Here is a 23,246-nt window from a genome sequence, read left to right as displayed (position 1 = left end):
CGGGCCGATGTCCTAGGAAACATTCAGCCGCCCGACTTAGAATGGGCCCTCGGTGCCCATCCGGCGCCAGCCGTTGAGGAAAAGGATCCCGCTGAAGCTCATGCAGAAAACGATCGCCGACCGCATCCGGGGTCTCATCTCCCTGTTCTGGCGGGAGGTGGCGAAGTTCGGGACCGTCGGCGGCGTGGCTTTCGTCATCGACAACGGCCTCTACTGGTGGCTCATCAACGGCCCCATGTCGGACAGCGAGGTCAAGGCACGCCTGGTTTCGGCCTCGGTAGCCACGCTGTTTTCCTGGGTGGCGAACCGCTACTGGACGTTCCGCGACCGGCGCCAGCCCAACCCGGTCCGCGAACTGATCATGTTCGTAGTGATTAACGTCATCGGCATGCTCATTTCGGCCGGGTGTGTCTGGATCGCCAAGTACCTGCTGGACATCGAAGGCCGCACCGAGCTGCTCATCGCCGGCATCTTCGGCACCGTGGTGGCCACAGTCATGCGCTTCTTCGCCTACCGCTTCCTGGTCTTCAATGCCGAGCTGGATGCCGAGCCGGAGTTTGCGCATGACCACGAGATCTTCGAGCACGAGCACGCCGGTGCCGGGCATGACCGCGGTCAAGAAAGCGGCGGCCGCGAGCACGGCGGATCTGACCGCGCCGGAACCGCGGCCGGTGGAATCAGCTCAAGCGAGAATGAACGTGACGGGTTCAGCTCTGACGGTCAGTCAGGCGACAGCCAGGCCCGCGATGGACACGTGGCCGGGCCCGGCCGCCGGCGCTCCCAGCCGCCGAGCTAGAGCTGTTCGGTGATCCGTTCGTTGGCCACCAGCTTCGCCGTGTCGTGCACCGACTGGTGGCACAGCACCACGGTTCCGCCGCCGAGCCAGGTGGCCACGGCCTCGGTCAAGGTGGTGAACCAGTCCGACTTCGTGGGAATCAGAATGTTGCGGCCGACAGGCTCGCGGTGCAGCAGCGCATCAAAGGTGAGCGAGCCGCCGTCGTACTCCAAGGCCGTTGCCGAGTTCTCGGCCGAGCCCATCCCCATAAACACGTCGCCGTAGGAGCGCACCTCGGCCGCGTAATCCAGCACGCCCTCGGGCAGTGCGCCCGGCCACCCCAGCGCCAGCGCGCCCTCGGCCACAGCAACCTGGTACGCCGGGCCGTCGCCCAGCTGGTCCAACTCATTGCTTACGACGACGTCGGGCTCCGTGCCGCCGTCGTCCCCGGCAGCGTCCACGGTCAGCGTGGCCCCGGTCTGCCAGCCGGCCAGCGCCCACACCATGGACCGCCAGTGCGGCGGCATCGCCAGGCGGATGACCGTCCCGGGCTCGGCATCCAGTTCCTCCGAGAGCAGGTTTGCCGTCTTCGCCACCCAGTTGTCCAGCACCCGGCCGGAGAGTTCAACTCGTTCGCCATCCGGGCCGTACCAGATGAGCGCGGGCGAGGAATCCGGGCGCAGGGCTGCCAGCAGCTGGTCGATGGTGCTCACTGAATGCACGGGTGCTCCTTGAGGGTAGAACGGTTCGGTTGCGGCTTGCTTCCAGCGTATCCGCAGGTGCCTGAGCCGGCATCGGAGCGGATCGCTTCACCGCCCGCTTTCCACAGATCACATGCGCCCCGCTGACACCACCGGCCGCGAGTAGTAAATTGGGCTGCAGCTTGCGTATTCCTTGAGATGACGGGCTTTCCGGCGCGCCGGGGAATCCCACCCACGCTTTCGGGCGTGGCGTGCACGCTTTTTTGGTGTCGGACTCGATAAGATTCCCGCTTTGGCTTGACTTGCACGACTTACACCCATGTAATTAGGTATCGGATTTGTAACAGCAATGAAGACGCAGCGGCTGTTCAGGCCACTGCATATCTGGCACAGGCTGGGACAACGACACCGGGAGGGCTCATGGGGCAGGCAGAGCGTATAACGGACCGTACGGAATTAGAGGCACAGGCTTCAATCCGGTACGGTTCCCGCGGCGTACCGGCGGACTGGTATGTGGATCCGGCTGATCCCGCAGCGGCAGAGCGCTACCACGAAACAAGCCAGCAGTCTCTGGAAAACCAGGCCACCGCATTTCTCGCGGCGCACCAGGCACTTGCTGCCGACGTCGAGGATCTGCAGGCCGATGAAACACATGAACTCGCCGCGCCGCGAATGCTGCACGAGGTCGCGCCGCCGAAGGAACAGCCCGCCTGGATCGGTCTGCCCGGATTCGGCTCGGACTTCGACGATGAGGGCGAGCTGGGCTGGCAGGCGGATGCTTTGTGCGCCCAGACGGACCCGGAGGCGTTCTTCCCCGAAAAGGGCGGCTCAACCCGGGACGCCAAGAAGGTCTGCGGCGCGTGCACCGTGCGCGCCCAGTGCCTGGAGTACGCCCTGGCCAATGACGAACGCTTTGGAATCTGGGGCGGTCTTTCGGAGCGCGAGCGCCGACGCCTAAGGAAGCGGGCAGTCTAATTCACCAGCAAGTTCGCGTTACCGCCGTTGTTGTCGCCCACAACGGCGCCGAATACCTGCCCGAGACGCTCGCTGCCCTCAACGCGCAAACCCGGCCGGCTGACTTCCACATCGGCGTGGACACCGGTTCCACCGACGCCTCGGTTTCGCTCCTGGAACAGACCCTGCCGGCGGGCAGCCCCGTGGTCAAGGCCTCTGCCCGGGCCGGATTCGGCACGGCGGTGCGCGTTGCCCTGGACGAGCTTAAGAACCAGAAGAACGACGACGGCGTGCCGGCCACGGTTCCGCCTGACGCCTTCGTTTCGTCCCCGGCTTCGGGCCAGGCTGACGAGTTGGCCGAGGCTTCCCGCCCGGCCGCCGCGGGCCAGGGGGATTCCCCGGCTGCGGAGGGGACTGCCGGAGGCCCCGCTACGCGCACGGCCGCTGCTGGCGGCGCTACCGCTCCCGCGGCCATGGCTGCTGCCGGCGGCCGCGTGCAGGAATGGGTGTGGCTGCTGCATGATGACTCCGCGCCGGAACCGGACGCGCTGGAAGAACTGCTGCTGGCCGTGGAGACCGCGCCGTCGGTCACCATCGCCGGCTGCAAGCAGGTGGACTGGGAGAATCCGCGCAAGCTGATCGACGTCGGGCTGACGGTAACGCGCGGCGCCGAACGGCTGACCATGATCGACCTGGACGAGATGGACCAGGGCCAGTACAACGGCCGCAGCGACTTCTTCGCCGTGAACTCCGCCGGCATGCTGATCCGCCGCGATGCGTTCGAGGAACTGGGCGGGTTCGACCCGGCGCTGCCCGGCATCGGCGACGATGTGGACCTCTGCTGGCGCAACCGGCTGGCCGGCAACCGCGTAGTCGTGGTGCCGACGGCGACAATGCGGCATGCAATCTCACGCGGCAACCCGCATGCTGCAGCCATGGCGGCCCGGCGGTCCCAGGTCCACCTGCGGCTCAAGCACGCGGCGTGGTGGCAGTTGCCGTTCCTGTGGATCGGCACGCTGCTCGGCGGTTTCTTCAGCTTCATCATCAGCACCGTTGCCAAGGACCCCGGCCACGGCCTGCGGCAGCTCCTGGCCACCCTGTCCGCGCTGTTCCGGCCGCGGGAATTCCTGCAGGCGCGCAAGCAGGCCGGTGCCACCCGCAGGTCATCCAGAAGCATCATCAAGCCGCTGATGGTCAAACGGCAGGATGTTTTTGCCTACCGCCGCTCGCTGATGGAATCCGTCAGCGCCGAGCATGTGCTGGGGGACGGCACGGGCACCGACACCACCGGCAGCTACGAACCCACGGGAGGCTCCGACGAATTCGCCTCCATGGCCTCGCCGCTGCGGACCTGGGTAGGCACCGGCGCCGTGGCCGCCACCCTGGTCCTGGCGCTCGTGTCCATCATCGGCATGTTCGGCTTCCTCGGCGTTCCGGCGCTGGCCGGCGGCGCACTGCTTCCGGTCTCCGCGGATCTTGCCGAAATCTGGCACAACTCCTCCGCTTGGTGGATCAGTCTCGGCTCGGGCATGCCCGGCCACGGCGATCCGTTCGGCTATGTGCTGGCCGTGCTGGCAATCCTCGCGCTGGGCAACGGCTCCGCCGCGGTCCTCACCCTGATCCTGCTGGCGATGCCGCTGGCCGGTCTCGCGGCGTGGATGGCCGCCGGCGCCTTCACCCAGCGCCGCTCGCTGCGCCTGTGGGCCGCTTTCTTCTGGGCCACCCTGCCGGTTCTCCAGGTGGCCCTCGGCTCCGGCCGGCTTGGCGCCCTGATCGCCCACCTGATGATTCCGTGGGCCGTGCTGGGCTTGGTCCGGGCAAGCGGCTCCGCAGTGCAGCGGCTGAACCCGGATCCGCTCAAGCCCCGGCCCGAAGTCATCCACAAGCCCGGCATCAACGGCATACCGTCCTGGACCGCTGCCGCTGCCGCAGGTCTCTGCCTGGCTGTCATCACCGCTTCCGCTCCGGCACTGCTGCCGGTCTTCATCATTTTCGTCGGCATCATCTGCCTCAAGCGCGGCCGGCGCGCCAAAACCGTGTGGTGGTCCCTGGTGCCGCCACTGGCGCTCGCCCTGCCGATGCTGCTGACCGCGCTGGACACCCCCCGGGCGCTGCTCGGCGACCCGGGCGTGCCGCTGTTCTTCGACGGCGCCCCGCTCTGGCAGCAGGTCATGGGTTTCCCCGTGGCGTTCGATATATCCGCCGGTCTGAGTGCCTCCGGCTTCCTCGAGTCCCTCGGCCAAGGCCCGTGGGCGCTGGTCTTCGCACTGCTCACCGGCGTTCCGATGCTGGTGCTGGCCGCCGTCGGCCTGCTGCTTCCCGGCAGCAGCGCCGGCGTTGCCCGCCTGTCCTGGCTGGGCGCGATCGTGGCCCTGGCGGCGAGCTGGGTCTCCGCCATGATCGCTACCGCCATCGCACCGGGTGCCATGGTGCCCCCGTTCATCGGACCGTTCGTCTCGCTGGCGCTGTTCCTGCTTTTGGCCGCCGCCCTGATCGGCGGGGACAGCGGCATGCGGCGCCTGCACACCCTGAACGAGCCGCGGAAGGAACGCAAGGGTGTCTTCCGCGCGATAGCCATTGCCGCCGTCGTTGTTCTGGCTGCCGGCCCCGTGCTGAATCTGGGGCACTGGCTCCTGCCGCAGCTGATCGCCGTGGAAACCGTTGCCGCCGAAGGGCGCGCGCTGACCGACTTCGGCACCGACATGCAGCTGGAGCCGAGCCAGGCGCGGATCCTCCCGGCCACGGCCACGGACCGGGGGACCGGGCCCGAACAGACCCGTTCGCTGGTGCTGAGCAGCGAGAGCGGCTCGATCAGCGCCGCCGTGATGCACAGCGGCGGCACCACCATGGACCAGCTGTCCCCGATCTACGCGGCCCGCTCCATTACCGGCGGCCTCTTCGACGCTGAACGGCGGGAGGACGACGACGCCACCGCGGCCGCCCGGAACGCGGTCGCCGTGATCGCCGCCGGCACCGGCGTGGACCCGCGGGAGGAACTGGCGCGGCTCGGCGTCGGCTTTGTGGTGCTGCAGCAGACGGACAGTTCCGCGGAACTGCTGGCCAACAGGATCGACGCCGTGCCCGGCCTCAGCGCCGTGGGACGCACGGATTCGGGCTGGCTGTGGCGCGTAGTGCCGGACCAGAGCGGCGACGGCGAGGCCAGCAGCACGCTGACCAGCCGCGTGCGCGTGATCGACAGCACCGGAGCCCTGCTGCAGACCGTGCCGTCCTCCTGGACCAGCGCCGGCACCACTATTCCCGAAGGCAACGCCGGACGGATGGTGGTCCTGGCCGAACGGATGGACCCGGGGTGGAGTGCAACCCTGGACGGGCAGCCGCTCGAGCAGGCGGAGAACGGCTGGGCGCAGGCGTTCAAGGTGCCCGAAGCAGGCGGCGAGCTGCGGATCAGCTACACCAATCCGTGGGGCATTTGGGTAGCCATTGTGCAGATCATCTTCCTCGGCATCACCGTCCTGCTGGCCGTCCCGATTCCGTCCCGGCAGCGCTTCGTGCCCCGGCGGATCGACCATATTAGAACCACCGGCACGGACAGCAGCCCCGAAGAACTGCGGATCGCCGCACATGAGATCGACCCCGCCGACAGGCACCACGCCGACGCGGCACCTGCCACGGCAGGGAAGGAACCGTAGCCATGGCAGACAAGCCTGACAACCAGCCCGACGAGCAGTCCGCCCCTGCCGATCCGCAGGACGCTGTGCCCGGCAAGGCCGCACGCGGGACCCGCAAGGGGCGCCGCGCGGCGAGGGCCGCCAAGGCTGAAGCGGCCGCGGCAGCAAAGTCTTCAACCGCAGGTCCGGCCCCGGCAGCCACGAACGCCTCTGCTCCCGCCGCGGGTACGACGTCGGATGCAACACCGCGCCCGGACGGCCGGGAGGCCGAGCCTAAAGCCGGCAAGAAGAACGGCCGCTTGGTTGGTCTTGCCGCCGGGCTGGGCATCCTCGTTCTCGGCACCGGTGGCGTCGTCGCCGGCAGCGTCATGCAGCCACCCCGGGCTGCCGCCGAACTGCCGCCCGTTTCGGCTGCCGTCCCCGCGGGCGAGTACACCGGTGTCTGCCCCGAGCCGCTGAAACTCCTGGACAGTTCCGCCGAAGAGGTGGATCCCGAGTTCAGCCCTGTCTCCAGGACGGCGGAAACCCGGGCACGCGCCGTCGTTCTTAGTGATTTGGGCGGAACGGTACCCGGCAGCGCACTGTTCGAACTCGGCTCCGACTCTCCGCTGCGCGAAATCGCGGAGTTCACCGGTGAAGCAGGCAGCACCGGCCGCAGCGAAGCCGGGGAGACCAAGGTCCTGGCCGAAGTGGTGCCGAGCCGGGATATCTCCGCTGCCACCGTGCTGACGGTGGAGCCGATGGGGCAGCAGCATCCGCAGGCGGGGGCGGCAATGACCTACACCGCCGAAGACGGCGACCTGCGCGGCCTGGCCGCGGCCAACTGCATGACGCCGTCGAACGACTTCTGGCTGCTTGGCGCCTCCACCACTGTAGGCAGCAGCGCCGTGCTCAACCTGTACAACGCCACCGAAACCGCATCCACGGTGGACCTGGAACTCGTCGGTGCCGAAGGGCCGGTCCAGGCCGCCGGCAGCCGCGGGCTGCTTATCGCCCCCGGCGAATCGAAGTCCATTGTGCTGGCGGGCCTGGCTGCCAACCAGGAATCGCTGGCCGTGCATGTCAGTTCCTCCGGCGGTCCGATAGTAGGGACCATCCAGCAGAGCATCCTGCGCGAACTGACCCCTGGCGGCGTGGAGCTGCTGCAGCCGTCGGCCGGTGCGGGCCTGAGCCAGGTGCTGACCGGGATTGCCGTGCAGGACGAGAAAACTGCGCAGGAGATCCGCGGGCAGGCCGGGTACGAGAATGCCTCGCCCGCCCTGAACGTGGTGGTCCCGGGTGCCAGCGACGCCACGGTGGAAGTGCGAGTTTTCGGTCCGAAGGGCCAGGTGGCTTTGCCCGGCGGCGGAGTCTTCAACGTGGCGGCGGGAACGGTGTCCGCTATCCCGCTCGACTCGCTTCCGACGGGAACATACTCGGTGGAGGTGACCTCGGACGTGTCCGTGGTGGCTTCGGCACGGGTGAGCCGGGGCACGGGCGAGGGCGACCCTGTCGATTTCGGCTGGGCTCCGTCCACCGACCGGCTGGGCAGCGAACACCTGGCGATCATGCCCGGCGGCGTCAGCTCCCGGTTCTCCTTCATCGCCCCGGAAGGCAACGCCAAGGTCAGCGTGACGCCCATCAGCGCGAACGGCCAGCCCGGCACCGAGCAGGTGGTCGATGTGCCGGGCGGAAGCACCGTCTCGCTGAATCCGAAGGCCAACGGCGCGGATCCGGCGGCCCTCCTGATCGGGGCCACCGGGGACCCCGTTTACGGCTCGCAGGTGGTCTTCAACGGCAGCTCGCCGAACATCTCGGTGCTGGCTGTTCCGCCGGGAACCCAGGGCCGGCAGAGCGTGCCGGTCTTCCTGGGCTACTGAGACAGCTGGGCTACTGAGGCAGCCGGGCTGACGGGGTCAGGAGCGGGTGCGGCCGTAGCTGGGGTCGACGGCCTCGGGCGCCATGCCGAGCAACTCGGCGGCTTGTTCCACCACGACGTCATGCACCAGTTCCGGCAGCTCTTCCTTGCTGTCCGCCTCCCGCTCCACCGGACGCCGGAAGACAGTAACGACGGCGGGCCGTCCCGGAGCCGCAGGAGTGAAGCTGCCAAGGGGCGCGGGGCCGCCCGCGGCAACCAGTTCCTCCAGGTCCGGCGGGATGTCGGCGACCACGAACTGGGTGGCCTCGATGGGATCCCCCCACAAATAATGAAGCCGTTCCGCGGAGTCCGAGACCCAGCCTTCGAACCGTTCCTCCCGGGTACGGTTGCCCGGCAGGTGGGCGGGCAGAAGCTCACCGCGCAGTCCGCGCCCGTGGCGGTTCCGCCGTCGTTTTTCGAACGGCTTTGATTTGCCCCCGGACTGCGCTGCATCACTCAGCCTGACATTGAGCGATGGTCCGTTTTTCATATATCGACTCTAATCCTGTGCGCCGCCAAAAGCACTTCCGAAGCGTGCCGCTGCACGTGATGGAGGCCTGAGGCGGGTAGGATGCATAGTCGTGGGATCCATACGCCAATGTTCACGCTCGGCCTGTCAACGGTCGGCCATCGCTACTTTGACGTACGTGTATGCCGATTCCACGGCCGTCCTCGGGCCGCTGGCCACCTATGCCGAACCGCACTGCTACGACCTGTGCGCCATACACGCGGAGCGGTTGACCGTACCGCGAGGCTGGGAAGTCATGCGGCTGGCCCTGCCCGAGCAGCCTCCCGTCCCGAACACCGATGACCTGATGGCCCTGGCCAAGGCAGTCCGCCAGGCGGGAACCGTCCCCGACAATCCGGACGAAGCACCTGCCCAGCGCGGCCTGCGTGAACCGATCGAACCGCCGTCCGAGTCCGGCGGAGCCCGCCGCGGGCACCTGCGCATTCTGCGCGGACAGCAGTAGGGCGATAACCTGAAGTGAAGAAATCCGCGCCGCCGGCCAGCCCGGGCCGTCTGCGTGCCGGTACGTCCTGACGCCAGGATCACAGGATCAAAGGAAACTATCACCATGGCCCATCTTTCCCCTGAACTGCTTGCCGTCCTGCGTTGCCCGGTGACCGGATCGTCGCTGGTCCAGGAAGGCGAGGAACTGGTTTCCAGCGCGAAGGATGCCAGCGGCCAGCAGTTGCGCTACCGCATCGACGAGGGCATCCCCGTTCTGCTCCCGCCGGCGCTGCAGGAAGCCGGCCAGGCCGCCGACGCTCAGGCGGCTGACGCGCAGCCCGGCGCTCAGCCCGCCACCGACAATTCCCCGAACACCCCGGCAACCGACGCCTAACCAACGCCCAGGAGAACACATGTCATTCGATTACAAGGTCAAGGACCTTTCCCTGGCCGAGGCCGGCCGCCACCAGATCCGCCTCGCCGAGCACGAGATGCCGGGCCTGATGGCCCTGCGCGAGGAGTTCGGTGCCAGCCAGCCGCTCAAGGGCGCCCGCATCGCCGGGTCCCTGCACATGACCGTGCAGACCGCCGTGCTGATCGAGACGCTGACCGCGCTCGGCGCCGAGGTCCGCTGGGCCTCGTGCAACATCTTCTCCACGCAGGACGAGGCCGCGGCCGCCATCGTCGTCGGCAAGGGAACCGTTGAGGACCCGCAGGGTGTGCCGGTGTTCGCATGGAAGGGTGAGACGCTCGAGGAGTACTGGTGGACCGCCACGCAGATCCTCAACTGGCCCGGCGCTGCCGAGAACCCCGAGCTCGGCCCCAACATGATTCTCGACGACGGCGGCGACGCCACCCTGCTGCTGCACAAGGGCGTCGATTTCGAGGCCGCCGGCGCCGTCCCGGACGCCACCGCCGATGACGCCCACGAGTACACGATCATCCTCGACGTGCTGCGCAAGTCGCTGGCCGAGGACCCGCAGCGATGGACCCGCATTGCCGGCGGCATCCTGGGCGTGACCGAGGAAACCACCACCGGCGTCCACCGCCTGTACCAGCTGGCCGAACAGGGCAAGCTGCTCTTCCCGGCGATCAACGTCAACGACTCGGTCACCAAGTCCAAGTTCGACAACAAGTACGGCATCCGCCACTCCCTGCCGGACGGCATCAACCGCGCCACCGACGTCCTCATGGGCGGCAAGGTCGCCGTCGTTTGCGGTTACGGCGATGTGGGCAAGGGTGCCGCGGAGGCACTGCGCGGCCAGGGCTCGCGCGTGATCGTCACCGAGATCGATCCGATCTGCGCCCTGCAGGCGGCGATGGACGGCTACCAGGTCACCACGCTGGAGAAGGTTGTGGACCAGGGCGACATCTTCATCACCACCACGGGCAACAAGGACGTCATCATGGCGGCCGACATGCTCAAGATGAAGAACAAGGCCATCGTCGGCAACATCGGCCACTTCGACAATGAGATCGACATGGCCGGGCTCGAGAAGATCGACGGCGTGCAGAAGGTCGAGATCAAGCCGCAGGTCCACGAGTGGGTCTTCGACGCCGGAACCGCCACCGAGCGCTCCATCATCGTGCTTTCCGAGGGCCGCCTGCTGAACCTGGGCAACGCCACCGGCCACCCGTCCTTCGTCATGAGCAACTCCTTCGCCAACCAGACCATCGCGCAGATCGAGCTGTTCACCAAGGCCGGCAAGCCCGCCGCGGACTCGGCCACCGGCGAGCCGGAATACGCCAAGCAGGTCTACGTGCTGCCGAAGATCCTGGACGAGAAGGTTGCCCGCCTGCACCTCGGCGCCCTCGGCGTGGAGCTGACGGAGCTGAACAAGGAACAGGCCGAGTACCTGGACGTGGACGTGGCCGGGCCGTACAAGCCGGAGCACTACCGCTACTAAGCCGCTACTAAGCCGCACCGCTACTAAACGCACCTCCGCTTTCCAGCGAACGACGGCGGGCCGGTCACCTTCGGGTGTCCGGCCCGCCGTTTTCCTGCATCCCCAAAATGGGGAATCGTGGGGGATCGATATTTGGGACTGAGGTTTTTTCAAGTACGTCAGGCGAACATTGGTTCCAGTCTTGATCACGAGGGCCGGCCGACACCGGCACCGGAGTGAGCAAGACTCCGGAGTCCGGCAGAGCGCCCCCCAACCGCCGGGCTCCGGTTTCCCCCCCCCCCACCGCCGGGCTCCGGTTCCCCCCCAACCGCCGGGCTCCGGTTCCCCTCCATCCGCGGGCTCCGGTTCCCCTCCACCCGCGGGCTCCGGTTCCTCCATCCGATCGGGATGAATCCGCTGAACGTTGTTCATGTTGTCCTGTCCTGGCCGCCGAAGCACGAAAAGCCGGACCGGCTGGCATGATGAAGAGAGGTGTGTAGCCAGGCTGCACCGAGAACCGCTCGCAACGTTAGGATGCAGACGTCATGACCATGAGTCCGGATCGGATTATTCCCACCCGTCATCTGTTTGGGCCGGGGCCGTGCAACCCCTACCCGGAGGCGACCGCGGCGCTGGGCCTGCCGCTGATCGGGCACCTGGACCCGGAATTCATCGCGCGGATGGACCGGACCAACGAGGGCCTTCGGGTGCTCTGGGGTACTGAGAACGCGCGGACCCTGCCGCTGAGCGCTACCGGCTCGGCCGGCATGGAAGCCGCCTTCGTCAATACGGTCCAGTCCGGCGACGTCGCCGTCGTCGCTGTCAACGGCCTCTTCGGCGAGCGGATGTGCGAGGTTGCCTCGCGGGCCGGCGCCGAGGTGGTGCGCGTGGACCACGAATGGGGCACGCCGGTGGACGCCGAACGGGTTGCCGCGGCGCATCCGAACCCCACGGTCATCGCCGCCGTCCACGCCGAGACCAGCACCGGCGTCCTGAGCGATACCGCTGCGCTCGGCGCCATCAAGGGCGACGCCCTGCTGATTACCGACGCCGTGACGTCCATCGGCGGCATGCCCATCCTCGCGGACGAGTGGGGCATCGATATCGGCTATGCCGGCACCCAGAAGTGCCTCGGTGTGGCTCCGGGCCTCGCGCCGTTCACCATCTCGGACCGCGCCTTCGAGCGCCGCGTGCCGAAGCCGCAGTCCTGGTACCTGGATCTGGGGCTGCTCGGGGGCTACGTCAACGGTGCACCCGGCGGGCAGCGAGCCTACCACCACACCGCTCCGGTGGGCATGGTGGCCAGCCTGGAAGCGGGCATTAACCGCATCCTGGCGGAGGGGCTCGACGCGGTGACCGAACGCCACCGCTCGGCCGGCAAGGCCTTGCAGGACGGGCTGCAGGAAATGGGCCTGGAGCTGTTCGCCGCCGAAGGCCACCGGCTGCCGCAGCTGACCACGGTGTTGGTTCCCGAGGGGGTCGACTCCGCGGCGGTCCGCGGCTACCTGCTGGAGAACTTCAACATCGAGATCGGCGCCGGCGCCGGCGAATTCACGTCCACCGTCTGGCGGATCGGGCTCATGGGTCCGAACGCCAACCCGGCCTCGGTGGCGCTGCTGCTAGGCGCCCTCAGGGAAGCCATCGCCAAGGCCTGACCTGATGGCGGGTTCGGTTCCGGGCCGGTGGGTCCGGAACCGAAGCCGTTCAGTCCTGGAACGGGAGCGAGTGCAGCCGCTTGCTCTGGGCCTGGGACCGCTCGTACTGGCGGCTGAGCCGGGCGAAGTCGCGTTCCCGGCGTTCGGCCATGACCGCGATGAGGAACATTTCCGGCGCGGTACCGGCCGGCGGCGGAGGAGAAACAAAGCCCGAGGTCTCGTTCGCCAGATCGATCGCCAGCCGTTCCCGCGAGGCCGGAATCATCTTGGGCGACTGGACGATGAACTGGGAGATCCGGCGCGCCAGCGGCTCCGGCAACCGCCCCATGTCCGTCAGCTTCACCCACGGCACCAGCTGCGGCGGAATGTGCGGCAGTTCCTGCGGGATGACGCCCACCCGTTCGCGCATGCTGTAGGTCCCGGCGAGCAGATCGCCCAGCCGCTTGGACCGGTCATTAAAGAGTGCGACGACGAACGCCACGGAACCGAGCAGCAGGTACAGCTCGAACACGCCGACCAGCCCACGGATCAAGGCATGCCGGAAGCGGATGGAACCGCCGTCGTCGCGCACTATCCGCAGTCCCATGATCAGGCGGCCGACCGACTTGCCGCGGGTGAGCGTCTCGAGGGTCACGGGCACGATCACCAGGAAAAACACCACCATGGTCAGCACCAGGGCCTGCGCCGCCGCGGGGTCGAAACCGATCTGCACGGTCTCCGCCAGGAACGCGGTGGTCAGGATCAGCAGCAGGAAGTTGATGATGCAATCGATCATCGAGCTCAGCGCGCGCACCCCGAACGACGCCGGACGCAGTTCCAGGACCACGGCCTCGCCCGTGACGATGTTACTCATGCCACCACTCTACCGAGCACCCGGCGGCGCAACCGAGCGCCCGGCGGCCCAACCCAGCACCCGCGCGGTCGCGGAACGATAGGCTGGAGGGGTGGATATCGATGCCTTCACCGCGGTGCACCAGCATGACTGGAAACGCCTGGACGAGCTCAGCGCGAAGCGCCGCCTGACCGGCGAGGAAGCCGACGAGCTGCTGGTGCTGTACCAGCGCACCTCCACGCACCTGTCGATGATCCGCTCGATCGCGCCCGAAAGCCAGCTCTCCGGCGCGCTCTCCACGCGGCTGTCCCGCGCACGCACCAAATTCACCGGCGCCCGTTCCAACTTCGCGGAGGATGTTGCCGGCTTCTTTGTGCTCTCGCTGCCCGCCGCGTTCTACCGGATCCGCTGGCTGACGGTGATCATCGGCGTCGTTTTTATCCTGGTGTCCTGGCTCTTCGGCGCCTGGGTCACCGGCAACCCCGAGGTCATCAAGGCCATCGGCTCGGACGAAGAGCTGCGCCAGTACGTCGAAGAGGACTTCGTCAACTACTACAAGGAAAACCCCAACGCGTCCTTCGCCGGCATGGTCTGGACCAACAACGCGTGGATCGCTGCCCAGTGCGTGGCCTTCGGCGTGACCGGTCTCTGGGTGCCGTACGTGCTCTACATGAACGCCCAGGGCGTGGGCATGGCCGGCGGAATGATGGCGGCCTATGACCAGCTGGACACGTTCTTCCTCTACATCCTGCCGCACGGCCTGATGGAAATAACCGCCATTTTCATCGCCGGCGCCGCAGGCCTGCGGATCTTCTGGTCCTGGGTTTCACCCGGCCGGATGACCCGCGCCGCGTCGCTCGCGAGGGAAGGCCGTTCGCTGATCACCGTCGCCCTGGGACTGGTGCTGGTCCTGTTCATCTCCGGCCTCATCGAGGGCTTTGTGACGCCGAGCGACCTGCCGCACTGGGTCCGCATCGGCATCGGCGCGCTGGTACTTGCCGCGTACTGGACCTATACTCTGGTGCTCGGACGGCGCGCCTACAACGCCGGGGAACGCGGCGACCTGGGCCGCTTCGACGCCGGCGAGGTCGCCCGGACCAGCTGAGCTGCTCCCTGAACTGGGTCTGGCCAGCGCTGAGGAGCCTCACGCCGGAGCCGCCGGTAACGAGGCGACTCATCGGGTGCCGTCGGGGTGGCATCCGCGGCCGGAACGCTCCCGGCGGTACTGTCTTTAACAGATGTGGCGAGCGCGAGGAAAGAGGGAGAACGTGGCAGGCGAGGACCGGATCTCCGGCAACATTGAGAACCCCCGTACGGACCGTACGCCGGATACCGACAGCGACCCCATCGAGGTGCCCGCGCCTCCGGTCCCGGCCAGCGGCCGGTTCCTTGACGAGTCCAACCGGCTGCCGATGCGCAAGGCCAGCCGCTTGCCGGATCTGAGCGCCTTCAACAAGGAGCCTCGCGGCTCGGCAAAGAATAACGACGGCGGGGCCTCCTCACCGAAGAACGACGGCGGCGCTTCCAATGGGAAGAGCGACGGCGGTGCTCCCGCTGCTTCGCGCTTCAAACCGGACGCCGTTCCCGGCTGGGGGAGTCCAGCACCCAAGCCGACTGACTCGGCGCTGGCCGCCGCTTCCGCAAAACCGGATCAGCCCGAAGTAGACCGGGCCGCGGTCGGCGCGACGCCTGCGGCTGCGCGGACGTCGGCAGATAAGGCGGCCCCGGAAACGAAGGTGGTTCTCACAGCGGCGGCTTCCGCTGGCAGCGCGGCTTCGGAAAGCGCAGCAACCTCCGCTGTTTCGCCTGCTACCTCCGGCTCACCGGCCACCTCCGGGTCGCCTGATTCCTCCGAACTGCCCAGTACCGGACGTCGGGCCGCCACGGGCGCACCGCAGGAGGAAGCCCAGACTCCGGGCGGCCAGCAGGACGGCGCTCCGACTTCGGGCGAACCGCGGGACGGCGCTCAGTCTCCAAACGGACCGAACCCGGAGCCGAACCCGGCGAACCTCGGGCCGGACCGGGCGTCCGAATGGCAGACAGGACCGGCTGAGATGGTGCGCGCGGAGAAGACCCGGACCCGTCCCGGAGATAAAGGGGCCGGCAAAACATCGGCGGCGGCAGCAACGGCGTCGTCCGCGGCTGTGGGCGGAGCCGCCAACGGCGGGGCTGGCAAGGGAGCAGGCAACGGGCCTGCCAAATCTGGCGCCGCAAAGCCGAACCGGCCGGTGCTTTCGGATGTGGAGCGCCGGGCGGCCGAGCGTGAGGAGGCCGTCAACGCGAAGCCGCCGGCGGGCCGGATCCTGCAGGTCATGCTGGCCGTCTTTTTTCCGTTCCTGCTGATCATCGGGGCAATCCGCGCAGTGTGCACGCCGCTGTTCCTGTGGATCGAGTACCACCGGCCGGGGTTCCCCGCGGACAGTTTCGGGTTCAGCACCGAGGACCGGATGACCTACGGCTCGTACGCGGTGGACTACCTGCTGAACTGGGCCGGTCCGCGCTACCTCGGTGGGCTGGTGGGGCCGGACGGGGAACAGCTGTTCCTCGACAGCGAGGTCGGCCATATGGCGGACGTGAAGACCGTCATCATGGGTGCGTGGATCGCCGGTGCGGTCATGCTGGTTCTGGGCGTACTTGCCGTGATTTACCTGGCGCGCAAGTATCCCGGCGGCATCCGCCGCGGCCTGTTTGCCGGCTCCGCCGCCACCCTGATCCTGATCATCGTGCTCGGCGTGCTGGGCGCGCTGAACTGGCAGGGCTTCTTCACCGCGTTCCACGGGGTCTTCTTCGCGGACGGTACGTGGACGTTCTTTGTGGACGACACGCTGATCCGGCTGTTCCCCGCCCAGTTCTGGATGGACGCGGGCATCGTGATCGCGGTGCTGGTGCTGATGGTGTCCTCGCTGGTGCTGGCCTTCACCTGGCCGACCAAGTCCCGGCGGGAACGCAGCTCCGAGAAGCTCGCCGCTGCCCGGGCCCGCTACCTGCAGGACCTGCGCGAAGACTTCTAAGTATCTGGCGCCCCGCACAGCAAGCGCGGCGGGGCGCCGGATCAGCGGTAGCCGTCAGATCAGCTGTAGAGGCGGTCGATGTCCGCGGTGAAGTCCTCGATGACCTGGATCCGCTTGAGCTTCAGCGACGGCGTCATGTGGCCGGAGGCCTCGGTCAGTTCCTGCTGCAGCACGGTGAACTTCCGGATCTGCTCGGCGCGCGAGACCAGCTTGTTGGCATGGTCCACCGCGGACTGCAGCTCCGCCAGCACCGCCGGGTCCGAACCGGCCTGGGCAACGCTGAGGCCGTTCCGGGACCGGGACTTGCACCAGGCGGCCACGCCGTCCGGATCAAGGCACAGCAGCGCGGCCACAAAAGGCTTCCCCTCGCCGACGACCACGGCCTGCGACACCAGCTGGTGTTCGCGGAGCGCATCCTCCAAGGGACCCGGGGCCACGTTCTTGCCGCCGGCCGTGACCAGCAGGTCCTTCTTCCGCCCCGAAATGGTGAGGAAGCCGTCGTCGTCGATTGTGCCCAGATCACCGGTCCGGAAGAAGCCGTCCGTGAAGTTCTCCCGGTTGGCGTCGTCGTTGTGGTAGCCGGGGGTGATGCCGATGCCCTTGATCAGCACCTCGCCGTCATCGGCAATGCGGATGGTGGTGCCCGGCAGCGGCAGGCCGACGGTGCCGATCCGGTTGCGGCCCGGCAGATTGACCGCGGCGGGCGCGGTGGACTCGGTCAGCCCGTAGCCCTCGAGCACGGGAATGCCGATCCCCGTGAAGAAGTGCGCCAGGTGCGGATTCAAGGCGCTCGCGCCGGAGACCGTGAAGCGGACCTGGCCGCCGAAGACGGCGCGCAGCTTCGCGTAGACCAGCTTGTCGAAGACGGAGTGCTTGAGCCTCAGGACCGGGCCCGGGCCGGAGCCGGTGCCGCGGTCCCGCGCGTCGGCCGCCCGCGAATAGGCGACGGCGGTGTCGGCCGCGGCGTCGAAGATCCGGCCCTTGCCGTCGTCGTGCGCCTTTTGCCTGGCGGACGCGTAGACCTTCTCGAACACGCGCGGCACCACCAGCAGGAAGGTGGGGTTGTACGTGCGGAGGTCATCGATCAGGTCTACCATGCTCGCCGTGTGGCCCATCTTCACGCCGGCGGCGAGGCAGATGACCTGGACGGCGCGGGCGAGAACGTGGGCCAGCGGCAGGAACATCAGCGACTTGGCGCCCGGCTCCTTGAGGATGGCGGGCAGGAACTCCGTGGTGTTCAGGGCGAGCTCGGCGAAGTTGCCGTGAGTGATGATGCAGCCGCGCGGGCGTCCGGTGGTGCCGGAGGTGTAGACCAACGACGCCGCATCCTCCAACGTGCGCGAGGTGCGGGCCTGCTCCAGCTCCTCATCCGGCACGGCTGCGCCCTGCGCCCGGAGTTCGGCCAGGCCCGGGTTGGCTCCGGCCATGGTCCAGACCGGCAGCGGGGCGGGCAACTCCTGCATGGCCGTATTCACGACGGCGGCCTTGGACTCGTCCTCCACAAAGACCAGCTTGGCGCCGGAATCGGCGAGGATCCACTGCACCTGGTGCGCCGAGGACGTCTCGTAAATGGGGACCACCACGGCGCCGGCAAACCAGCCCGCAAGGTCCACCACGGTCCATTCGAAGCGGGTCTTGGACATCACCGCAATCTTGTCCCCGGGCCGGATGCCGGCGTTGATCAGCCCCTTGGCCAGCGAGGAAACCTGGCCGAGGAGTTCGGCGGCGGACACGTCGGTCCACACACCGGCCCGCTTCACGGCATAGAGGGCATGCTGCGGGTTGCGCTTGTGCCGCGCCATGAGAATGTCCGTGATGTTGGAGCCGTCCGGCATGCGCTTCAGCAGTTCGGTTGACGCTTCGCGCACCGCGTTCTCGCTTTCCTCGTTGGTGTTGCTCGAGTTTCCTGTTGCCCGGGTTCCCTCTTGCCCGGCCCGTCGGCTCATACCCAGCTGGGCATCCACATCCGCCACCGCCACTGATCGTAGGGGATCTGCTCCGCCGTCCAAACCGGTATGAAGTACGCCGAAACCAGCAGCACGGCAATGATGAACCCGCCTACCACTACCAGTCCCTGGCGGCGCCGCCAGACCGGATCCGTCCGCCTGCCGAGGAACATTCCGAGCACATAGGTCAGGGCCAGGACCAGGAACGGCTGGAAGGAGATGGCATAGAAGAAGAACGTAGTGCGGTCCGGGAACAGGAACCACGGGAGGTAGCCGGCGGCCAGGCCGGCGAGGATTGCGCCGGCGCGCCAGTCGCGTCGGCCCAGCCAGGCGAAGGCGACGGCGATCAGCGCCAGCGCCGCGGCCCACCAGATGAGCGGGTTGCCCACCACGGTTACGGCAGTGGAGCAGGTGTCGACGGCACATCCGTTCACGCCGTTTTCATCCGAGTGGTAGTAGAAGGAGGTGGGCCGGCCCATGAACAGCCAGGTCCAGGCGTTGGACTGGTACGGGTGCTCGGAATCCAGGCCGTTGTGGAAGGTGTAGGCGCTGCGGTGGTACTCGGCGAGGGAGCGCAGCGGATCCGGCACCCAGCCCCAGATGCCGCCGGCATTGTCGCGGGCCCATTGCCGGTGGTAGGCGTCTTGGGACAGGAACCAGCCCGTCCAGGTGGCCAGATAGGTAACGGCCGCCAGCGGGATCATGGTGAAGAACGCGGGTACGCCATCGCGGAAGACCCCGCCGGAGATCCAGCCGCGGATTCCGGCGATCCGGCGGGCATTGACATCCCACAGCACGGCCATCACACAGAACACCGCGACGAAGGACAGCGCCGACCACTTCGTTCCGACGGCGAGGCCCATGCAGACCGCGGCCGCCAGCCGCCACGGCCGCCACAACACGAACGGACCGTAGAGCAGTTGCAGTTTATTAGGTACCCCGGACGGCCCGGCGAGGGCCGCCACTTTGCCGGCCAGCCGCCGTCGTCCGTCGTCGCGGTCCAGCAGCAGCGCGCCGAACGCCGCGACCACCCAGAACGTGAGGAAGATATCCAGCAGCGAGGTGCGTGAATGCACCAGATGGTGGCCGTCGACGGCGGTCAGCAAACCGGCGACGCCGCCCAGGACGGGGGACTTGAACAGTTTCTGGGCGATCAGCGCGATCATCAGGATGGACAGTGTGCCGGCCAGCGCCGCGCCGAAGCGCCAGCCGAAGCCGTTGTCCGAGCCGAACAGCCACATGCCGAACGCGATCATCCACTTGCCCACCGGCGGATGAACCACATACTCGGGGGAGTCCAGCAGGATGTCAGGGTTGCCCGCATTGAAGGAATCGTTGGCGTCTTCCGGCCACTCCCGCTCATAGCCGGACTGCAGGTAAGAGTAGGCATCCTTGACGTAATAGGTCTCGTCAAAAACCAGCGAGCCGGGTTCGCCCAAGCGGTAGAAGCGCAGGATTCCGCCGATCGCGGCGGCCAGCACGGGGACCAGCCAGCCCCAGATCCCGAAGACTATGGGCGCGCCCAGCAGCCGCCGCTTCAGCACGTCTCCTTTGAAAGCATGCGCCGGCGCCTGAAGCCAGTGCGCCGGGCGCTCCGGTTCATGCTGTCGCTGGCTGGTAGTCTGGGTCACGGTGAACATGTTACCCGCGGGTAACTTGCTGGGTATGCGTCGGGGTAGTGCGACCCCGTGGGTGCTGTGGGCAGGACTGACTGTTCAATGAAGCCACATACAGACCTTATCTACCGAGGCTGGGAATCGCCGCCATTGTGCACATGTGAAGGTTCTGCCTCTTGGCTGAGCGGGGGATCGAAAGTGTCCAAGCCGACGGTCAATCAAGCACTCTGCCGGCTCGCTTCCTGTGGCGGGGCGGTAGGGTTGTCGTGTGAATGAGCAGGAAAAGCCGGACAGCGCGGGCCGCGGACAAATCGTGCTGGCGGGCACGCCCATCGGCAACATCGGGGATGCCTCGACCCGCCTGGTGGAGCTGCTGCAGACCGCCGACATTGTGGCCGCGGAAGATACGCGCCGGCTCCACAAGCTCCTGCATGCCCTGGGCATCACCGCCTCCGGGAAAATCATCAGCTACCACGAGCACAACGAAGCCACCCGGACCGCCGAACTGCTGGAGCTCATCCGCGGCGGCAAGACCCTGATCATGGTAACCGACGCCGGCATGCCGGCAGTGTCGGACCCGGGATTCCGCCTGGTCGAAGCCGCTGTAGAGGACGGTGTGGTGGTCACCGCCATCCCGGGACCGTCGGCAGTGCTGACGGCCCTTGCCCTGTCGGGCCTGCCAACGGACCGCTTCACGTTCGAAGGCTTCCTGCCGCGCAAGGCCGGGGAGCGCAGCGCCAGACTTTCCGACCTGGCGGATGAAAAGCGGACCATGGTGTTCTTCGAAGCGCCGCACCGCCTCGAGCCGATGCTGCGGGCGCTGGACACCTCGTTCGGGCCGGACCGGCGAGTGGCGGTCTGCCGAGAACTGACCAAGCTGCACGAGGAAGTGCTCCGCGGTCCGGTGCGCGAGTTGCTGGAGTGGGCCGAGTCCTCCGAGGTGCGCGGTGAAATCGCCGTCGTTGTTGCCGGAGCTCCGGATGCAGAGCCGGAGCAGGCCGAAGACCACGTTGCCGCAGTGAATGAGCTGATCAGCCAAGGTTCCCGCCTGAAGGACGCCGTCGCGGCGGTCGCAGCGGACGCGCGGATCAGCAAGCGCGAGCTCTACTCGGCCGTGCTGGCCGCGCGCTCCTGACCTGGTGCGGCCAGAGCCATCGAACTAATCGTCCTTGTACACTTGCACAGGCGTAATAAAGCGACCTAGTGCAGTCCTGCATTTACAGCCGTGAGCGCCACCACCTACCGTAAAAGCAGTTGGGCAGCTCGCCCGTCGATTCAATGCTGAAAAATTGGAGGCACCGCTATGGGTGACACCGCAACCCGCGAGGCAGAACTGCTCGCCAAGGTTCCCACAGGTCTGTTGATCAACGGCGAGTGGCGCGACGCCGCCGGCGGACAGACGCTCGACGTCGAAGACCCCGCCACCGGCAAGGTCCTGCTCACCATCGCCAACGCCCAGCCCGAGGACGGCGCCGCCGCACTGGATGCCGCAGCTGCTGCCCAGGCCGACTGGGCCAAGACCGCCCCGCGCGAACGTGGCGAGATCCTGCGCCGCGCCTTCGAACTCGTCACCGAGCGCACCGAAGACTTCGCCCTCCTGATGACCATGGAAATGGGCAAGCCCCTGGCCGAAGCCCGCGGCGAGGTTGCCTACGGCGCCGAGTTCCTCCGCTGGTTCTCCGAAGAGGCCGTGCGCGTCAACGGACGCTACGCCACCGCCCCGGACGGCAAGAACCGCCTGCTCGTCCAGAAGAAGCCGGTGGGCCCCTGCCTGCTGATCACGCCGTGGAACTTCCCGCTGGCCATGGCCACGCGCAAGATTGCCCCCGCGATCGCCGCCGGCTGCACGGCCATCCTCAAGCCCGCCACCCTGACCCCGCTGACCAGCCTGCTCTTCGCCCAGGTCATGATCGAGGCCGGCGTGCCGGCGGGCGTGCTGAACGTCATCCAGACCTCCACCGCCGGCAAGGTCACCGGACCGCTGATCAAGGATGACCGCCTGCGCAAGCTCTCCTTCACTGGTTCCACTCCGGTGGGCCAGGCCCTCATCCGCGACTCGGCGGACAAGGTCCTGCGCACCTCCATGGAGCTCGGCGGCAACGCCCCGTTCGTGGTCTTCGACGACGCAGATCTGGACAAGGCCGTCGAAGGCGCGCTCGCCGCCAAGATGCGGAACATGGGCGAGGCCTGCACCGCAGCCAACCGCTTCATCGTGCAGGACACCATCTCCGAGGCCTTCGCCGAGAAGTTCGCCGCCCGCATCGCCGAGCTGACCCCGGCCCGCGGCACCGAGGAGCGCTCCAACGTCGGCCCGCTGATCGACGGCAAGGCCCGCGACGGTGTGCACGAACTCGTCACGGACGCGATCTCCCACGGCGCAACCGCCGTGACCGGCGGCGCTTTCGTGGACGGCCCGGGCTACTTCTACCAGCCCACCGTGCTCACCAACGTCTCGCCGAAGTCGCGCATCCTCGCCGAGGAAATCTTCGGCCCGGTGGCTCCGATCGTCACGTTCCGCGATGAGGACGAAGCCGTGGCCCTGGCCAACGGCAGCGAGTACGGCCTGGTTGCCTACGTCTACACCAAGGACCTCAACCGCGGCCTGCGCGTGAGCGAAAAGATGGAGACCGGCATGCTCGGCCTGAACGCGGGCGTCATCTCCAACGCCGCCGCTCCGTTCGGTGGCGTCAAGCAGTCCGGTCTCGGCCGTGAAGGCGGCTCCGAGGGCATCGAGGAATACCTCTACACCCAGTACGTCGGCATCGCCGATCCGTACGCGGACCAGCTCTAACCTGCTCTACAGTGGGGCGGCAAGCCGGATGGCCTGCCGCCCCGCTGCTGTTTAACTACCCATACCTTCAATTCCAACAACGACGGCGGGACGCCCCGTTTACCGGTCTGATTCCACCTGGGTTTGGGCTACTCGGTCGTGCAGCGCCCGCCCCTTGCCGGACACCACGCTGGCAACCATCGCCGTGAGCAGGGGGTAAGTCGCCCAGGCCGCAGTCAGTGTCAGCGGGTCCCGGCGATCGAAGCCGCCGAAAGCTGCTCCCACGGCTAAGGTGTGGCCAAGCTGCCACGGAACGGCAATCTTGGCGGTGTTCCGCAGCAGGGAGCGGCCGAAACCCGGGACCGAGCCGTGGCGGTCGGCGACGGTCAGTCCGTAGCGTCGCTTTCCCCAGGTCGCCCCGGTGTCAGTCTCGCGGCGTGCTGCCAGCAGCGTGGCGGCGATCGGAGGAACCGCACTCGCGGCAAGGACGAAACTGCGTTTGCTGCCCCAGCCCGACGCATGGGCTAGAAGGCCAAGCGGGACGGTGCAGCCGGCAATGGCCGCATATCCGATGCAGTCGTACACATAGGCCGCCGCTCTGCGGCCGGCAAGCTCGTTCATG

17 protein-coding genes and 1 pseudogene are annotated in these 23,246 nt (G+C 67.6%); 12 read left to right on the top strand and 6 right to left on the bottom strand.

What is annotated here, in order from left to right:
- Positions 1-100: 100 nt before the first annotated feature.
- Positions 101-607: pseudogene (locus tag AC3A4M_RS05905) on the top strand (GtrA family protein); the annotation flags it as partial.
- A 185-nt stretch (positions 608-792) separates the two neighbouring features.
- Here the strand turns inward: AC3A4M_RS05905 and AC3A4M_RS05900 are convergent.
- Complete coding sequence (locus AC3A4M_RS05900) at positions 793-1,497, bottom strand: TIGR03089 family protein (protein ID WP_498734589.1); 705 nt, start codon at positions 1,495-1,497, stop codon at positions 793-795.
- A 399-nt stretch (positions 1,498-1,896) separates the two neighbouring features.
- On the opposite strand from AC3A4M_RS05900, the gene AC3A4M_RS05895 reads away from it, so the two are divergent.
- The 3 genes from AC3A4M_RS05895 (at position 1,897) to AC3A4M_RS05885 (ending at position 7,918) form a co-directional block, all read left to right on the top strand.
- Positions 1,897-2,451 (top strand): WhiB family transcriptional regulator, encoded by a 555-nt coding sequence (locus tag AC3A4M_RS05895; RefSeq protein WP_498734587.1) that lies wholly within the window; start codon positions 1,897-1,899, stop codon positions 2,449-2,451.
- 116 nt (positions 2,452-2,567) lie between these two features.
- Positions 2,568-6,080, top strand: coding sequence for a glycosyltransferase family 2 protein (locus AC3A4M_RS05890; RefSeq protein ID WP_498734585.1), 3,513 nt, complete (start codon positions 2,568-2,570; stop codon positions 6,078-6,080).
- 2 nt (positions 6,081-6,082) lie between these two features.
- Positions 6,083-7,918, top strand: coding sequence for a DUF5719 family protein (locus AC3A4M_RS05885; protein ID WP_498734583.1), 1,836 nt, complete (start codon positions 6,083-6,085; stop codon positions 7,916-7,918).
- A 36-nt stretch (positions 7,919-7,954) separates the two neighbouring features.
- On the opposite strand, the gene AC3A4M_RS05880 is transcribed toward AC3A4M_RS05885, so the two are convergent.
- Positions 7,955-8,446 (bottom strand): metallopeptidase family protein, encoded by a 492-nt coding sequence (locus AC3A4M_RS05880; RefSeq protein ID WP_498734581.1) that lies wholly within the window; start codon positions 8,444-8,446, stop codon positions 7,955-7,957.
- A 91-nt stretch (positions 8,447-8,537) separates the two neighbouring features.
- On the opposite strand from AC3A4M_RS05880, the gene AC3A4M_RS05875 reads away from it, so the two are divergent.
- From AC3A4M_RS05875 to AC3A4M_RS05860, 4 genes are all read left to right on the top strand, one after another.
- Positions 8,538-8,927, top strand: coding sequence for a DUF3499 domain-containing protein (locus tag AC3A4M_RS05875; RefSeq protein ID WP_264668958.1), 390 nt, complete (start codon positions 8,538-8,540; stop codon positions 8,925-8,927).
- 105 nt (positions 8,928-9,032) lie between these two features.
- The gene (locus tag AC3A4M_RS05870; protein ID WP_498734579.1) at positions 9,033-9,302 is read left to right on the top strand and encodes a Trm112 family protein; all 270 of its coding nucleotides are present in this window, start codon (positions 9,033-9,035) and stop codon (positions 9,300-9,302) included.
- Positions 9,303-9,321: 19 nt separating this feature from the next.
- Positions 9,322-10,815, top strand: coding sequence for an adenosylhomocysteinase (gene ahcY, locus AC3A4M_RS05865; protein WP_498734577.1), 1,494 nt, complete (start codon positions 9,322-9,324; stop codon positions 10,813-10,815).
- A gap of 524 nt (positions 10,816-11,339) precedes the next feature.
- Positions 11,340-12,449 (top strand): pyridoxal-phosphate-dependent aminotransferase family protein, encoded by a 1,110-nt coding sequence (locus AC3A4M_RS05860; protein ID WP_498734575.1) that lies wholly within the window; start codon positions 11,340-11,342, stop codon positions 12,447-12,449.
- A gap of 49 nt (positions 12,450-12,498) precedes the next feature.
- Here the strand turns inward: AC3A4M_RS05860 and AC3A4M_RS05855 are convergent, their stop codons facing one another.
- Positions 12,499-13,302 (bottom strand): RDD family protein, encoded by an 804-nt coding sequence (locus AC3A4M_RS05855; protein ID WP_498734573.1) that lies wholly within the window; start codon positions 13,300-13,302, stop codon positions 12,499-12,501.
- Positions 13,303-13,393: 91 nt separating this feature from the next.
- On the opposite strand from AC3A4M_RS05855, the gene AC3A4M_RS05850 reads away from it, so the two are divergent.
- Together AC3A4M_RS05850 and AC3A4M_RS05845 are read left to right on the top strand one after the other, a co-directional pair.
- Positions 13,394-14,386: a stage II sporulation protein M gene (locus AC3A4M_RS05850; RefSeq protein WP_498734572.1), complete on the top strand. Its 993-nt coding sequence runs from the start codon at positions 13,394-13,396 to the stop codon at positions 14,384-14,386.
- 163 nt (positions 14,387-14,549) lie between these two features.
- The gene (locus AC3A4M_RS05845) at positions 14,550-16,292 is read left to right on the top strand and encodes a TIGR01906 family membrane protein (protein ID WP_498734570.1); all 1,743 of its coding nucleotides are present in this window, start codon (positions 14,550-14,552) and stop codon (positions 16,290-16,292) included.
- A gap of 59 nt (positions 16,293-16,351) precedes the next feature.
- Here AC3A4M_RS05845 and AC3A4M_RS05840 read toward each other — a convergent pair whose 3' ends face one another.
- Both AC3A4M_RS05840 and AC3A4M_RS05835 read right to left on the bottom strand, forming a co-directional pair.
- Complete coding sequence (locus AC3A4M_RS05840) at positions 16,352-18,160, bottom strand: AMP-dependent synthetase/ligase (RefSeq protein ID WP_498734795.1); 1,809 nt, start codon at positions 18,158-18,160, stop codon at positions 16,352-16,354.
- 74 nt (positions 18,161-18,234) lie between these two features.
- Positions 18,235-19,878 (bottom strand): dolichyl-phosphate-mannose--protein mannosyltransferase, encoded by a 1,644-nt coding sequence (locus tag AC3A4M_RS05835; RefSeq protein ID WP_498734568.1) that lies wholly within the window; start codon positions 19,876-19,878, stop codon positions 18,235-18,237.
- Positions 19,879-20,122: 244 nt separating this feature from the next.
- Between AC3A4M_RS05835 and rsmI the strand changes: the two genes are divergently transcribed.
- Positions 20,123-20,989, top strand: a complete 867-nt coding sequence (gene rsmI, locus AC3A4M_RS05830) for a 16S rRNA (cytidine(1402)-2'-O)-methyltransferase (RefSeq protein ID WP_498734566.1) — start codon at positions 20,123-20,125, stop codon at positions 20,987-20,989.
- A gap of 168 nt (positions 20,990-21,157) precedes the next feature.
- A complete protein-coding gene (locus AC3A4M_RS05825) occupies positions 21,158-22,645 on the top strand; it encodes an NAD-dependent succinate-semialdehyde dehydrogenase (RefSeq protein WP_498734565.1) in 1,488 nt (495 codons plus the stop codon).
- 99 nt (positions 22,646-22,744) lie between these two features.
- On the opposite strand, the gene AC3A4M_RS05820 is transcribed toward AC3A4M_RS05825, so the two are convergent.
- Entirely contained in the window at positions 22,745-23,245 is a 501-nt protein-coding gene (locus AC3A4M_RS05820; protein WP_498734564.1) for an RDD family protein, read from the bottom strand.
- Position 23,246: the final 1 nt, after the last annotated feature.

It is taken from the genome of Arthrobacter sp. Soil_C_60 (assembly GCF_057656375.1).
Note: the sequence above shows the minus strand (reverse complement) of the source record. Positions and strands in the feature narration are given on the sequence as shown.

Coding starts and splice junctions, on each gene's coding strand:
- AC3A4M_RS05880 (WP_498734581.1), bottom strand. CDS start 8,446: ATGAAAAACGGACCATCGCTCAATGTCAGGCTGAGTGATGCAGCGCAG.
- AC3A4M_RS05835 (WP_498734568.1), bottom strand. CDS start 19,878: ATGTTCACCGTGACCCAGACTACCAGCCAGCGACAGCATGAACCGGAG.
- ahcY (WP_498734577.1), top strand. CDS start 9,322: ATGTCATTCGATTACAAGGTCAAGGACCTTTCCCTGGCCGAGGCCGGC.
- AC3A4M_RS05820 (WP_498734564.1), bottom strand. CDS start 23,245: ATGAACGAGCTTGCCGGCCGCAGAGCGGCGGCCTATGTGTACGACTGC.
- AC3A4M_RS05855 (WP_498734573.1), bottom strand. CDS start 13,302: ATGAGTAACATCGTCACGGGCGAGGCCGTGGTCCTGGAACTGCGTCCG.
- AC3A4M_RS05860 (WP_498734575.1), top strand. CDS start 11,340: ATGACCATGAGTCCGGATCGGATTATTCCCACCCGTCATCTGTTTGGG.
- AC3A4M_RS05825 (WP_498734565.1), top strand. CDS start 21,158: ATGGGTGACACCGCAACCCGCGAGGCAGAACTGCTCGCCAAGGTTCCC.
- AC3A4M_RS05895 (WP_498734587.1), top strand. CDS start 1,897: ATGGGGCAGGCAGAGCGTATAACGGACCGTACGGAATTAGAGGCACAG.
- AC3A4M_RS05870 (WP_498734579.1), top strand. CDS start 9,033: ATGGCCCATCTTTCCCCTGAACTGCTTGCCGTCCTGCGTTGCCCGGTG.
- AC3A4M_RS05885 (WP_498734583.1), top strand. CDS start 6,083: ATGGCAGACAAGCCTGACAACCAGCCCGACGAGCAGTCCGCCCCTGCC.